The 13,339-nt window shown below is 65.0% G+C and carries 11 protein-coding genes; 5 read left to right on the plus strand and 6 right to left on the minus strand.

From position 1 onward, the window contains the following. Window positions 1-83: 83 nt before the first annotated feature. The 5 genes from OEG79_RS02210 (at window position 84) to fdhA (ending at window position 6,456) form a co-directional block, all read left to right on the plus strand. Window positions 84-410 carry a sarcosine oxidase subunit delta gene (locus OEG79_RS02210; protein WP_264147260.1) on the plus strand — a complete coding sequence of 109 codons (327 nt, stop codon included), beginning with the start codon at window positions 84-86 and terminating at the stop codon, window positions 408-410. Next, a complete protein-coding gene (locus OEG79_RS02215) occupies window positions 407-3,430 on the plus strand; it encodes a sarcosine oxidase subunit alpha (RefSeq protein ID WP_264147261.1) in 3,024 nt (1,007 codons plus the stop codon). The genes OEG79_RS02210 and OEG79_RS02215 overlap by 4 nt, the downstream gene beginning before the upstream one ends. Beyond that, complete coding sequence (locus OEG79_RS02220; protein WP_264147262.1) at window positions 3,423-4,052, plus strand: sarcosine oxidase subunit gamma; 630 nt, start codon at window positions 3,423-3,425, stop codon at window positions 4,050-4,052. Before OEG79_RS02215 ends, OEG79_RS02220 begins: the two co-directional genes overlap by 8 nt. 124 nt (window positions 4,053-4,176) lie before the next feature. Further along, a complete protein-coding gene (purU, locus tag OEG79_RS02225; protein WP_264147263.1) occupies window positions 4,177-5,040 on the plus strand; it encodes a formyltetrahydrofolate deformylase in 864 nt (287 codons plus the stop codon). 216 nt (window positions 5,041-5,256) lie between these two features. Further along, window positions 5,257-6,456 (plus strand): formaldehyde dehydrogenase, glutathione-independent, encoded by a 1,200-nt coding sequence (gene fdhA, locus OEG79_RS02230; protein ID WP_264147264.1) that lies wholly within the window; start codon window positions 5,257-5,259, stop codon window positions 6,454-6,456. Window positions 6,457-6,672: 216 nt separating this feature from the next. Here fdhA and OEG79_RS02235 read toward each other — a convergent pair whose 3' ends face one another. The 6 genes from OEG79_RS02235 to OEG79_RS02260 all read right to left on the minus strand — a co-directional run bounded on the left by OEG79_RS02235 (window position 6,673) and on the right by OEG79_RS02260 (window position 13,243). Then, window positions 6,673-7,947 carry a sigma-54-dependent transcriptional regulator gene (locus OEG79_RS02235; protein ID WP_264148661.1) on the minus strand — a complete coding sequence of 425 codons (1,275 nt, stop codon included), beginning with the start codon at window positions 7,945-7,947 and terminating at the stop codon, window positions 6,673-6,675. 44 nt (window positions 7,948-7,991) lie between these two features. Next, a complete protein-coding gene (locus OEG79_RS02240) occupies window positions 7,992-9,860 on the minus strand; it encodes a sensor histidine kinase (protein ID WP_264147265.1) in 1,869 nt (622 codons plus the stop codon). A 117-nt stretch (window positions 9,861-9,977) separates the two neighbouring features. Then, on the minus strand, window positions 9,978-10,712 hold the full coding sequence (locus tag OEG79_RS02245; RefSeq protein WP_264147266.1) for an amino acid ABC transporter ATP-binding protein: 735 nt from the start codon (window positions 10,710-10,712) through the stop codon (window positions 9,978-9,980). After that, window positions 10,709-11,377: an amino acid ABC transporter permease gene (locus OEG79_RS02250; protein ID WP_264147267.1), complete on the minus strand. Its 669-nt coding sequence runs from the start codon at window positions 11,375-11,377 to the stop codon at window positions 10,709-10,711. The genes OEG79_RS02245 and OEG79_RS02250 overlap by 4 nt, the downstream gene beginning before the upstream one ends. After that, window positions 11,374-12,120 carry an amino acid ABC transporter permease gene (locus tag OEG79_RS02255; protein WP_264147268.1) on the minus strand — a complete coding sequence of 249 codons (747 nt, stop codon included), beginning with the start codon at window positions 12,118-12,120 and terminating at the stop codon, window positions 11,374-11,376. The genes OEG79_RS02250 and OEG79_RS02255 overlap by 4 nt, the downstream gene beginning before the upstream one ends. Window positions 12,121-12,334: 214 nt before the next feature. Continuing rightward, window positions 12,335-13,243, minus strand: coding sequence for a glutamate/aspartate ABC transporter substrate-binding protein (locus OEG79_RS02260; protein WP_264147269.1), 909 nt, complete (start codon window positions 13,241-13,243; stop codon window positions 12,335-12,337). Window positions 13,244-13,339 lie beyond the last annotated feature (96 nt).

Genomic DNA, 13,339 nt, shown 5'->3' on the forward strand with positions numbered 1-13,339 from the left:
GACCCCTCTCCCACAAGTGGGAGAGGGGAGACAAGATAAACCCCGTTGGCATCTGCGAGCGGGGAGCGTTTCAGGAGGCCAACATGCTGCACATCTTCTGTCCCTACTGTGGCGAACTGCGCTCCGAAGAGGAATTCCATCCCAAGGGCCAGGCGCATATCGCCCGTCCGCTCGACCCGGATGCGCTGAGTGACGCCGAGTGGGGCGAATACCTGTTCTTCCGCGACAACCCGCGCGGCATCCACCACGAACTGTGGGTGCACGCCGCCGGTTGCCGCAAGTACTTCAACGTCACTCGTCATACCGTGAGCTACGAAATCCTCGAGACCTACAAGGTCGGCGAGAAGCCGCAGTTCACCGCCGACAACGCCGAAGGCAGCCAGGCCGCGGCTAAAGGAGTCTCGGCATGAGCCAGATCAATCGTCTTGCCAAGGGCGGTCGCATCGACCGCAGCCAGCCGCTGAGCTTCCAGTTCAACGGCCAGACCTACCAGGGCTATGCCGGCGACAGCCTGGCCGCTGCCTTGCTGGCCAATGGCGTCGACATCGTCGGTCGCAGCTTCAAGTACTCGCGCCCGCGCGGCATTGTCGCCGCCGGTGCCGAAGAGCCTAACGCCATCTTGCAGATCGGCAGCACCGAGGCGGCCCAAGTGCCCAACGTGCGTGCCACCCAGCAGGCTCTGTATGCCGGTCTGGTGGCCAGGAGCACCAACGGCTGGCCGAGCGTCAACACCGACCTGATGGGCATTCTCGGCAAGGTCGGCGGCGGCATGATGCCGCCCGGGTTCTACTACAAGACCTTCATGTACCCGCAGAACCTGTGGCACACCTACGAGAAGTACATCCGCAAGGCAGCCGGCCTGGGTCGTTCGCCCACCGAGGTCGATCCGGACATCTACGACCAGATGAACCAGCACTGCGACGTGCTGGTGGTCGGCGCCGGCCCTGCCGGTCTGGCCGCCGCACTGGCTGCCGGGCGCAGCGGCGCGCGGGTGATTCTCGCCGACGAGCAGGAAGAGTTCGGCGGCAGCCTGCTCGACACCCGCGAAACCCTCGACGGCAAGCCTGCCTGTGAGTGGGCAGCGCAGGCGGTGGCCGAGTTGCAGGGCATGAGCAACGTCACCCTGCTGCTGCGCGCCACGGTCAACGGTTACCACGACCACAACTTCCTCACCATTCACCAGCGCCTGACCGATCACCTCGGCGAGGTCGCGCCGCTGGGGCAGGCCCGTCAGCGCATGCACCGCGTCCGCGCCGGGCGCGTGGTACTGGCCAGCGGCGCCCACGAGCGCCCGCTGGTGTACGCCAACAACGACGTGCCGGGCAACATGCTGGCCGGTGCGGTTTCCACCTACGTGCGTCGCTACGGCGTGGCTCCGGGCAAGCAGCTGGTGCTGTCGACCAACAACGACTACGCCTACCGCGTGGTGCTCGACTGGCTCGACGCCGGTCTGCAGGTGGCGGCCGTGGCCGACGCGCGCAGCAACCCGCGTGGCACCTGGGTCGAGCAGGCACGCGCCCGTGGCGTGCGCATCCTTACCGGCAGCGCGGTGATCGAAGCGCGCGGCAGCAAGCGCGTGACCGGTGCGCGCATCTGCGCCATCGACGTGCAGGCCCATCGTGTTACCAGCAGCGGCGAAATGGTCGACTGCGACCTGATCGTCAGCTCCGGCGGCTACAGCCCGGTGGTGCACCTGGCGTCGCACCTGGGCGGTCGCCCGCAGTGGCGCGAGGATATCCTCGGCTTCGTGCCGGGCCCGGGCAACGGTGTGCAGAAGCGCATCGATGCCGGTGCGGTCAACGGTGTGTTCGCCCTCGGCGACGTGCTCGCCAGCGGCTTCGAGGCCGGTGTTCAGGCCGCCGCGCAAACCGGTTTCGAAGCGGTCAGCGGCAGCCTGCCGCAGACCGAAGCGCTCAAGGAAGAACCGATGCTGGCGCTGTTCCAGGTGCCGCACGAGAAGTCCACCGCACGTGCGCCGAAGCAGTTCGTCGACCTGCAGAACGACGTCACCGCGGCCGGCATCGAGCTGGCCACCCGCGAGGGCTTCGAGTCGGTCGAGCACGTCAAGCGCTACACCGCGCTGGGTTTCGGCACCGACCAGGGCAAGCTGGGCAACATCAACGGTCTGGCCATCGCCGCCCGTTCCATGGGCATCAGCATCCCGCAGATGGGCACCACCATGTTCCGCCCGAACTACACCCCGGTGAGTTTCGGCGCGGTTGCCGGTCGCCACTGTGGCGAGCTGTTCGAGCCCAAGCGCTACACCGCGATGCAGGCCTGGCACCTGAAGAACGGCGCCGAGTTCGAGGACGTCGGCCAGTGGAAGCGGCCGTGGTACTTCCCCAGGGCCGGTGAAGACATGCACGCCGCCGTGGCCCGCGAGTGCCTGGCGGTGCGCAACAGCGTCGGCATCCTCGACGCCTCGACCCTGGGCAAGATCGACATCCAGGGCCCGGACGCACGCGAGTTCCTCAACCGCGTCTATACCAACGCCTGGACCAAGCTCGATGTGGGCAAGGCGCGCTACGGTCTGATGTGCAAGGAAGACGGCATGGTCTTCGACGACGGCGTTACCGCCTGTCTCGGTGACAACCACTTCGTCATGACCACCACCACCGGCGGCGCGGCGCGCGTGCTGGAGTGGCTGGAGATCTACCACCAGACCGAATGGCCGGAGCTGAAGGTGTACTTCACCTCGGTCACCGACCACTGGGCGACCATGACCCTGTCCGGCCCCAACAGCCGCAAGCTGCTGGCCAAGGTCACCGACATCGATCTGGACAAGGACGCCTTCCCCTTCATGAGCTGGAAGGAAGGCAAGGTCGGTGGCGTGCCGGCGCGGGTGTTCCGCATCTCCTTCACCGGCGAGCTGAGCTACGAGGTCAACGTCCAGGCCAACTACGCCCTCGGCGTGTGGGAGCAACTGATCGAGGCCGGCAAGGAGTTCGACCTCACGCCCTACGGCACCGAGACCATGCACGTGCTGCGCGCCGAGAAGGGTTTCATCATCGTCGGCCAGGACACCGATGCCTCGGTCACCCCCGAGGACCTGGCCATGGGCTGGTGCGTGGGCAAGACCAAGAGCTTCTCCTGGATCGGCAAACGCGGCATGAACCGCGCCGACTGCCTGCGCGAAGACCGCAAGCAGCTGGTGGGGCTGAAGCCGGTCGATCCCAAGGCCGTGCTGCCGGAAGGCGCGCAGCTGGTGTTCGATCCCAAGCAGTCCATCCCCATGCAGATGGTCGGCCATGTCACCTCCAGCTACATGAGCGCGACGCTCGGCCACAGCATCGCCATGGCCATGGTCAAGGGCGGTCAGCAGCGCATGGGCGAGCGGGTGTTCGCCCCGCTGGTCGATGGCAGCGTGATCGAAGCGGAAATCTGCAGTTATGTGTTCTATGACCCGAAAGGGGATCGCCAGAATGTCTGATATCAATCTCTATCAACAGCGCCCGGAGCACGTCACCGGGCAGTCGCCTCTGCACCACGCGGGGCTCCACGAACTGGCGGGCAAGGGCAGCAAGAGCGCCGGGATCGTCCTGCGCGAGCACGCGCTGCTGGGGCATCTGATCCTGCGTGGCGACGCCAGCGACGCGGCCTTCGCCGGTGGCGTGCACAAGGCCCTGGGCCTGGAGCTGCCGGGCGCGCTGAGCGTGGTGGCCGATGGCGAGACCTCGCTGCAGTGGCTGGCGCCGGACGAGTGGCTGCTGATCGTGGCAGGCGGCCGCGAATTCGAAGTCGAAGGCAGGCTGCGTGAAGCGCTGGCCGGGCAGCACATCTCGGTGGTTAACGTCAGCGGCGGGCAGACCCTGCTGGAGCTGTCCGGCGACAAGGTGCGCGAGCTGCTGATGAAGTCCACTTCCTACGACGTGCATCCGAACAACTTCCCGGTGGGCAAGGCGGTCGGCACGGTATTCGCCAAGTCGCAGCTGCTGATCCGCCATGTGGGCGAAAGCACCTGGCAACTGGTGATCCGCCGCAGCTTCGCCGACTACTTCTGGCTGTGGCTGCAGGACGCCAGCGCCGAGTACGGGCTGGCGGTCGAAGCCTGAACCACACACGAACCGTCCCCTCTCCCGCTTGCGGGAGAGGGTTAGGGAGAGGGCAGCCTTACCCTCTCCCCCAGCCCCTCTCTCATGAATGGGAGAGGAGTGCCATTCAGCGGAGTCCTTTACGATGAGCCGCAACCCCGATACCTGGATTCTCACCGCCCACTGCCCGAGCGTGCTCGGCACCGTGGATGCGGTGACGCGCTTTCTGTTCGAGCAGCGCTGCTACGTCACCGAGCACCATTCGTTCGATGACCGGTTGTCCTCGCGCTTCTTCATCCGCGTCGAATTTCGCCAGCCGGAGGACTTCGACGAGGGCGCATTCCGCGCCGGCGTGGCCGAACGCCTGGCGCCCTTCGGCATGCAGGTCGAGCTGACTCCGCCGGGCTACCGCGCCAAGGTGGTGCTGATGGTGTCCAAGGCCGACCACTGCCTGAACGATCTGCTCTACCGCCAGCGCATCGGCCAGCTGGCCATGGATGTGGTGGCGGTGATCTCCAACCACCCGGATCTGGAGCCGCTGGCGAAGTGGCACGACATTCCCTATCACCACTTCCCGCTCGATCCGGCGAACAAACCGGCGCAGGAGCGTCGCGTGCTGCAGGTGATCGAGGACACCGGCGCCGAGCTGGTGGTGCTCGCCCGCTACATGCAGGTGCTGTCACCGGAGCTGTGCCGCAAGCTGGACGGCTGGGCGATCAATATCCACCACTCGCTGCTGCCCGGTTTCAAGGGTGCCAAGCCCTATCACCAGGCCTACCAGAAGGGCGTCAAGCTGGTCGGCGCCACCGCGCACTACATCAACAACGACCTCGACGAGGGGCCGATCATCGCCCAGGGCGTCGAGGCGGTGGACCACGCCCACTATCCCGAGGACCTGATCGCCAAGGGCCGCGACATCGAATGCCTGACCCTGGCGCGGGCGGTCGGTTATCACCTCGACCGTCGCGTGTTCCTCAATGCCAACCGCACGGTGGTACTCAACGCCTGAAGCGGGCTGTCCCCGCAAGCAGAGTGGGCACCGGCCCACCACAAGATTTCACCAAGAGCATTTGGGCCGAGGCGGTTCGCCGCCCGGTCCATTTAGCGGATCACCGCCCTGCCAGGTTGTACCGGCGGTGACCGGCAGCAGACGAAAGAGGCTCCAGTGCAAGCTTGCGCGGCCGTCGGTCGCTCCTTGCATCCACAACAAGAAGGAGAGTTACGCATGTCTGATAATCGTGGTGTGGTTTACCTCGGCGCGGGCAAGGTCGAGGTGCAGAAGATCGACTACCCGAAAATGCAGGACCCGCGCGGCAAGAAGATCGAGCACGGGGTCATCCTGAAAGTCGTTTCCACCAACATCTGCGGCTCCGACCAGCACATGGTGCGCGGCCGTACCACTGCACAGGTCGGCCTGGTGCTGGGACACGAGATCACCGGCGAGGTGATCGAGAAGGGGCGCGATGTCGAGCGTCTGCAGATCGGCGATCTGGTTTCCGTACCCTTCAACGTCGCCTGCGGCCGCTGCCGCAGCTGCAAGGAACAGCACACCGGCGTGTGCCTGACCGTCAATCCGGCGCGTGCCGGCGGTGCCTACGGCTACGTCGACATGGGCGACTGGACCGGCGGCCAGGCCAAGTACGTGCTGGTGCCTTACGCCGATTTCAACCTGCTCAAGCTGCCGGATCGCGACAAGGCCATGGAGAAGATCCGTGACCTGACCTGCCTGTCCGACATTCTGCCCACCGGCTACCACGGCGCCGTTACCGCTGGCGTCGGCCCGGGCAGCACCGTATACGTTGCCGGCGCCGGCCCGGTGGGGCTGGCCGCTGCCGCCTCGGCGCGCCTGCTCGGCGCGGCCGTGGTCATAGTCGGTGATCTCAACCCGGCGCGTCTGGCGCACGCCAAGGCCCAGGGCTTCGAGATCGCCGACCTGTCGCTGGACACCCCGCTGCACGAGCAGATCGCAGCGCTGCTGGGCGAGCCGGAAGTGGACTGCGCCATCGACTGCGTGGGCTTCGAGGCCCGTGGTCATGGTCACGAAGGCGCCAAGCACGAGGCACCGGCCACCGTGCTCAACTCGCTGATGCAGGTCACCCGAGTGGCCGGCAAGATCGGCATCCCCGGTCTGTACGTCACCGAAGACCCCGGCGCGGTGGACGCGGCGGCGAAAATGGGCAGCCTGAGCATCCGTTTCGGCCTCGGCTGGGCCAAGTCGCACAGCTTCCACACCGGCCAGACACCAGTGATGAAATACAACCGTGCGCTTATGCAGGCGATCATGTGGGATCGCATCAACATCGCCGAGGTGGTCGGCGTGCAGGTCATCAGCCTGGACGATGCCCCGCGCGGTTACGGTGAGTTCGATGCCGGTGTGCCGAAGAAATTCGTCATCGACCCGCACAAGATGTTCAGCGCGGCGTGATGCCGAGCGGCGTGGCCCGGTGCTGTTGCGGGCCACGCGTGTTTGCGTTGACGGCGCGCTGCGCGCGTCGCAGACAGGTTTACGGCCAGGCGCATTGGTCCGCGCCTTCTTCCAGGGAGCTTTCGGGCTCCCTTTTTTCGATGGCGCTAAGTCAGGTAGCGACCGGTCCTCATGCGCTGGTTGCCGAGCTGCTCGATCCCGGCGCGTGCCGCCGGCTTACTGCAGGGCGTACTTCTTCACCTTGTCGAACAGCGTGGTCTTGGCCAGGCCCAATGCCTGCGCTGCCTGGCTGAGATTGCCGTCGTGGCGCTCCAGCGCGGCGGCCAGCAGGTTGCGCTCGAAGGCTTCCACTGCCTCGTTGAAGCCGAGGCCGGTGCTGTCGGTCAGGCCGCTTTTCTTGAACACCGGCAACCCCAGGGCGAAGCGCTCGGCGACGTTGCGCAGTTCGCGTACGTTGCCAGGCCAGTCGTGTGCCATCAGCGCGGCCAGAGTCTGTCTATCGAGCTCCGGTACGGAACGGTCGAAGCGCAGCGCGGCCAGTTGCAGGAAGTGTTCGAACAGCAGGGCGATGTCCTCGCGGCGTTCGCGCAGCGGTGGCAGTTCGAGGGTGACCACGTTGAGCCGGTAGTACAGGTCGCTGCGAAACTCACCGCGCTTGCCCAGCTCGTCGAGGTCGGCCTTGGTCGCGGCGATCACCCGGCAGTCGACGCTGATCGGCTGGTTCGAACCGAGACGCTCCAGGCTGTGTTCCTGCAGTACGCGCAGCAGCTTGATCTGCAGGTTCAGCGGCATGCTCTCGATCTCGTCGAGGAACAGGCTGCCGCCATCGGCATGCTCGATCTTGCCGATGCGGCGCTTGCTGGCGCCGGTGAAGGCGTGCGCCTCGTGGCCGAATATCTCGCTCTCGAACAGGCTTTCCGGCAGGCCGCCACAGTTCAGCGCGACGAACTGCTTGCTCTGCCGTCGGCTGAAGTCGTGCAAGCAGCGCGCGACCAGCTCCTTGCCGGTGCCGGTTTCGCCTTCGATGAGCACGTTGGCGCTGGTGTCGGCGACGTTGGCGATCAGCTCGCGCAACTGCTGCATGGCCGGCGAGCGGCCGATGATGCGCTGCTCCAGCGCCTGGCGCCCGGCCAGCTGGCGGCGCAGCGAGCTGACCTCGCGGGCCAGACTGCGCTGCTCCAGGGCGCGGCGGGCAACGTCCACCAGGCGTTCCGGCGAGAAAGGCTTCTCCATGAAGTCGTAGGCTCCATCACGCATCGCGCCGACCGCCATGCCGATATCGCCATGACCGGTGATCAGCACCACCGGCAGGCTCGGGTCACGCTGCTTGAGACGCTTGAGCAGTTCCAGGCCGTCGATGCCGGGCAGGCGAATATCGCTGACGACGATGCCCGCAAAGTCCGCGTCGATCTGGGCCAAGGCTTCTTCGGCGCTGCCGACGCCAATGCAGGGGATGTCTTCCAGCGCCAGAGCCTGCTGGCAGCCGAGCAGCACATGGGGGTCGTCTTCGACGATCAGGACGGTGAGGCTGTCGCTCATGGTAGCGGCTCTCTCGGGTATGGCAGGCTGAGGACGAAGGCGGTGCCGCCTTCCTCGGGGTGGCGCACGGTAAGGCTGCCGCCGGCCGCGGCGGCCAGGCTGGCGGAGAGCGTCAGACCGAGGCCCAGGCCCTGTTCGCCCGGCTTGGTGGTGAAGAAGGGTTCGAACAGATGGGCGCGGGTTTCCGGGGCGATACCGGGGCCATTGTCGCGCACCTCCAGTTGGTAGTGCTCGGCCTCGCGGCTGCCGCTTAGCCAGATGTGCCGATCGGTCTGCGCCTGCAGGGCGTCCAGGGCGTTGCTGAGCAGGTTGACCAGGATTTGCTCCAGGCGAATCTGTTCGATGGTCAGGTGCGTCTCGGCGAATGTGTGGTGGATCTGCACGCGAGTGCGCTGCAGGCGCGGGTGCAACAGCAGTAGCGCCGCATCCACGGCCTGCTGCAGCGAAGCCTCGCCCTGATCGCCGTTGCGGCGGGCGAAGGCGCGCAGGCTTGCGGTGATCTTGCCCATGCGATCGACCAGTTCGGCGATGTTCTGCAGGTTGCTGCTGGCGACATCCAACGCGCCGCGCTGAAGAAAACGCACGGCATTGGCGGAGAGTGTGCGCAGTGCCGCCAGCGGCTGGTTCAGCTCGTGGGCGATACTGGTGGACATCTGCCCGATCACCGCCAGCTTGCCGGCCTGGACTAGCTCGTCCTGGGCCTGGCGCAGGGTGGTCTCGGCTTGCTGGCGCTCGCGCACTTCGGCCTGCAGGCGTTCATTGCTGGCTTGCAGGTCGGCGGTACGCTCGGTGATCTTGCGTTCCAGCTCGTCGTTGGCCGCCTGCAGCGCCTCGCGGGCGGCCAGGCGAGTGGCGATGACCTTGCGCCGCTCGTTCCAGGCGATCATCAGAAAGGCCAGCAGGGCTGCCGCCACCGCCGCCAACATGCCGCGGCTCATGGCTGCGCTGCGCTGCTCCTGCAGCGGGCTGAGCAGCGTCAGGTGCCAGGGCGTGTCTTCCAGGCGGCGGGTCTGCAACAGGTAGTTGGCGGGGACGCCGGCGGTAGCGAAGCTGACCTGCTCGATGCCGTCGTCCACTGGCGAGCGGTTGAACAACTGCAGTTCGTCCAGCGCCGCCCAATGATATTGCAGGCTGCGCGCCAGGCGCTCCTTGGTTGCGTCATCGAGCGGGCGCACGGCCTTGAGGCGCACCATCGGATCGCTGGCGAGGATGATGATGCCGTTTTCGTCGCTGACGTAGGCCTCCAGCAGGGCACGCTGCCAGCGCTCTTCGAGAGCGTCGAGACGTACCTTGACCACCGCCACGCCAATGATGCGCTTTCCGTCGCGCAGACCATGGGCGAGGTAGTAACCGGGTTCGCCGGTGGTACTGCCGATGCCGTAGAAGCGCCCGGGGCGACCCTTGATGGCGTCTTGGTAATAGGCGCGGAATGACAGGTCTTCGCCGAGGTAGCTGTCGGCTTCGTCCCAGTTGCTGGAGGCGATTACCCGGCCGTCCGGATCAAGCACATAGATGGCCAGGCTGCCGGCACGCTCGTTGAGTCCCTGCAGGTACATGTTGACGTGATGACGGCGGTAGGCCGTGGGTGCCAGCAGCAGGCGCGAGACGTTGCCTTCGAGCTCCAGCAGGCTGGGCAGGTAGGTGTACTTGTTGATTTCGCTCTCGACGGCGCGGGCGTTGAGTTCCAGCTGGCGCTCGCCGTTCTCGGCCAGCGCCCGGATGCCGGCGCGATCACTGATGTGATAGCCAGCGTAGCCGCAGCCGAGCACAGGCAGCATGAACAACAGAATCAGCGACAGGTGACGGAGCAGACGCGGTTTCACGGTCAGATCGGCGCGAGAAGGGGCGAGCAGGCATTGCATCATAGTCGTCCCCTGGCTGGCCAGTTGCCCAAGCGGCGTTGCGGTGCGCCTTCCCGGGCCAAGGTCGGATGCAACCCGGGAAGGCAGCCCGTCATTCCCGGGTTGCATCCGGCTACCAGATCAGTGCTGGAGAATCTTCGCCAGGAACTGCTGGGCGCGCTCGGAGCGGGCATTGATGTCGCCGAAGAACTCCTCCTTCGGACAATCTTCGACGATCTGGCCGGCGTCCATGAAGATCACCCGGTCGGCGACCTTGCGGGCGAAACCCATCTCGTGGGTCACACACATCATGGTCATGCCTTCGTGGGCCAGCTGTACCATCACGTCGAGCACCTCGTTGACCATCTCCGGGTCGAGTGCCGAGGTCGGCTCGTCGAACAGCATCACCACCGGGTCCATGGCCAGGGCGCGGGCGATAGCGACGCGCTGTTGCTGACCACCGGAGAGCTGGCCTGGGTGCTTGTGTGCATGGGTGGCGAGGCCGACACGGTCGAGCAGGGCCAGGCCCTTCTTGCTGGCTTCTTCCTTGCTACGGCCGAGCACCTTGATCTGCGCGATGGTCAGGTTCTCGGCGATGGTCAGGTGCGGGAACAGCTCGAAGTGCTGGAATACCATGCCGACGCGTGAGCGCAGTTTTGGCAGGTTGGTCTTCTTGTCGGCGATGGAGGTGCCGTCGACGTTGATGTCACCCTGCTGGAATGGCTCCAGCGCGTTGACGCACTTGATCAGGGTCGACTTGCCCGAGCCGGACGGCCCGCACACCACCACCACTTCGCCCTTCTTCACCTCGGTGCTGCAGTTGGTCAGCACCTGGAAGTCCCCGTACCACTTGTTGACGTTCTGGATGGAAATCATACGGCTAACCTCTTTTGCAAAAGCTTGACCAGGCGCGAGGCGGCGAAGCTGACGGTGAAGTAGACCAGGCCGGCGAAGATCAGGAATTCATGGGGCTGGCCGATGATGTCGCCACGCGAGCGGGCGGCGTTGAGGAAGTCCATCAGGCCCACGGTGTACACCAGCGAGGTGTCCTGAAAGAGGATGATGCTTTGCTGCAGCAGCAGCGGAGTCATCTTGCGGAACGCCTGCGGCAGGATGATCAGCCGCATGCTTTGCCCGTAGGTCATGCCCAGGGCCGAGGCGGCGCCCATCTGACCCTTGGGAATGGCCTGGATGCCGGCGCGGACGATCTCGCAGAAGTACGCCGCCTCGAACATCACGAAGGCCACCAGGCACGAGCTGAACGCACCTACCGGGGTATCCTCGCCAGTGATCCAGCGCAGGATGAACGGCACCGCGAAGTAGAACCAGGTGATCACCAGCAGCAACGGGATCGAGCGGAAGTAGTTGACGTAGGTTGCGGCGATGTTCGACAGCAGCCTGCTGTGCGACAGGCGCATCAGGGCCAGCAGGGTGCCCAGCACCACGCCGCCGAGCACGCCCAGCACCATCAGTTGCAGGGTGACCAGCATGCCGTCCCAGAGCCCCGGCAGGGCGGGAATGATCTGGCTGAAGTCCATCATTTACCCCCTACGGAAATCAGGCCCGGCACCGCAACCTTCTTCTCGATCATGCGCATGAGCAGCATCAGGCTCATATTCAGGGTGAAGTAGATCAGCGTGGCCAGGGTAAAGGCCTCGAACAGGTTGGCGCTGAACTCGGCGGTCTGCTTGGTCTGCGCCAGTAGCTCCATGAGGCCGATCAGCGACGCTACCGAGGAGTTCTTGAAGATGTTGAGGAACTCGCTGGTCAGCGGCGGAATGATGATGCGGTAGGCCTGCGGCAACAGCACGTTGGTGTAGATCTGCGGCAGGCGGAAACCCATGGCGTAGGCCGCCGCGGTCTGCCCCTTGGGCAGCGCCTCGATACCGGTGCGTACCTGTTCGCAGACTCGCGCCGCGGTGAACAGGCCAAGACACACCACCACCGAGAGGTAGGCCGAGGTGGCCGGGTTGAGATCCTGCTTGAACCACAGCTCCAGCGGCTCGGGCAGCAGGTCCGGCACCAGGAAGTACCAGAGGAACAGCTGCACCAGCAGCGGCACGTTGCGGAAGATTTCCACGTAGGCGGTGGCGATGCCAGCCAGCCAGCGGTTCGGCAGGGTGCGCATGACACCGAGCAGCGAGCCCAGCGCCAGGGCGATGATCCAGCCGGCCAGGGCGATGGCGATGGTCCAGCCCAGGCCGGTTATGAACCAGTCCAGGTAGGTTTCGCTGCCGATGCCGGTGGACTTGAAGTAGATACCCCAGTCCCAGTTGTAATTCATTACGGTTTCCCCTCTTGTGAGGACAGGATCTGCTGCGCGTCGTCGCTGCGCGACCCGGGTACGGCTATGTTGGCGAAGCGTGAAACGCAGGCAGCACCTGCCCGTCTCCGTCCAGCGGAGGGCTCGGCTTCGTCAGGAATTAGGTTGGGGAAGCCGTTGGCTTCCCCGGAGTCCCCACGCCGTTACGCCTCGTGAGCGTGGCGGCGCATCACCGTCAGATCTGTTCTGCAGATTTGTCGGTCGGATTGGCGATCAGCTTCTTCAGCTCGTCGCTCATGGGGAAATTCAGGTTCAGGCCCTTCGGTGGGACGGGCTGCTGGAACCATTTGTTGTAGATATCGTTGATCTCGCCGGAGGCGAAGGTGGCGCTGATGGCCTTGTCGACCACTTGCTTGAAGCCGGTGTCACCCTTGCGCACCATGCAGCCGTAGATCTCGAAGGATTGCGGGGTGCCGACCACAGCCCAGTCATCCGGCTTCTTGGCCTTGGCCATTTCGCCGGCGAGCAGGGCGTCGTCCATCATGAAGGCGACGGCGCGGTTGGACTCGAGCATCAGGAACGACTCGCCGTGATCCTTGGCAGAGATAACGTTCATGCCCATTTTCTTCTCGGCGTTCATTGCCTTGATCAGGCGTTCGGAGGTGGTGCCGGCGGTGGTCACCACGTTCTTGCCCTTGAGGTCGTCGAAATCGTTGATGCCACTGCTCTTCTTGGCCAGCAGGCGGGTGCCCACTTCGAAGATGCCAACGGAGAAATCGACCTGCTGCTGACGCTCGATGTTGTTGGTGGTGGAGCCGCACTCCAGGTCCACGGTGCCGTTCTGCACCAGCGGAATGCGGGTCTGCGAGGTGACTAGGTTGTAGCGTACCTTCAGATCCGGCATGCCCAGTTCCTGCTTGATCGCCTCGACCACCTTCAACTGCAGGTCATGGGAGTAACCGATCGGCTGACGCGAGTTGTCGCCGAAGTAGGAGAAGGGAATGGACGAGTCACGGTGGCCCAGAGTGATGGTGCCGCTGTCCTTGATCTTCTTCAGGGTGCCGGTCAGTTCCTCGGCGATCACCGGAGTGGAAAGGAAGGCGGCGGCAATGGCCACGCTCAGTACGCGGTGGAAGGTACGCATGAATCGAGTCCTCAATGTTGTTGTTGTGATGGCACGCAATGCCACTTTGCTCAGGGAAGGTCTACTGCATTCCTACAGTGACTTGAGCAGGTTGTG

The sequence above is a fragment of the Pseudomonas sp. Z8(2022) genome (assembly GCF_025837155.1).
Taxonomy (GTDB): Bacteria; Pseudomonadota; Gammaproteobacteria; order Pseudomonadales; family Pseudomonadaceae; genus Aquipseudomonas.

Excerpts from the sequence above, each read along its gene's own strand:
- OEG79_RS02210 (WP_264147260.1), top strand. The coding sequence starts at position 84 with ATGCTGCACATCTTCTGTCCCTACTGTGGCGAACTGCGCTCCGAAGAG.
- OEG79_RS02215 (WP_264147261.1), top strand. The coding sequence starts at position 407 with ATGAGCCAGATCAATCGTCTTGCCAAGGGCGGTCGCATCGACCGCAGC.
- OEG79_RS02220 (WP_264147262.1), top strand. The coding sequence starts at position 3,423 with ATGTCTGATATCAATCTCTATCAACAGCGCCCGGAGCACGTCACCGGG.
- purU (WP_264147263.1), top strand. The coding sequence starts at position 4,177 with ATGAGCCGCAACCCCGATACCTGGATTCTCACCGCCCACTGCCCGAGC.
- fdhA (WP_264147264.1), top strand. The coding sequence starts at position 5,257 with ATGTCTGATAATCGTGGTGTGGTTTACCTCGGCGCGGGCAAGGTCGAG.
- OEG79_RS02240 (WP_264147265.1), bottom strand. The coding sequence starts at position 9,860 with ATGATGCAATGCCTGCTCGCCCCTTCTCGCGCCGATCTGACCGTGAAA.
- OEG79_RS02245 (WP_264147266.1), bottom strand. The coding sequence starts at position 10,712 with ATGATTTCCATCCAGAACGTCAACAAGTGGTACGGGGACTTCCAGGTG.
- OEG79_RS02250 (WP_264147267.1), bottom strand. The coding sequence starts at position 11,377 with ATGATGGACTTCAGCCAGATCATTCCCGCCCTGCCGGGGCTCTGGGAC.
- OEG79_RS02255 (WP_264147268.1), bottom strand. The coding sequence starts at position 12,120 with ATGAATTACAACTGGGACTGGGGTATCTACTTCAAGTCCACCGGCATC.
- OEG79_RS02260 (WP_264147269.1), bottom strand. The coding sequence starts at position 13,243 with ATGCGTACCTTCCACCGCGTACTGAGCGTGGCCATTGCCGCCGCCTTC.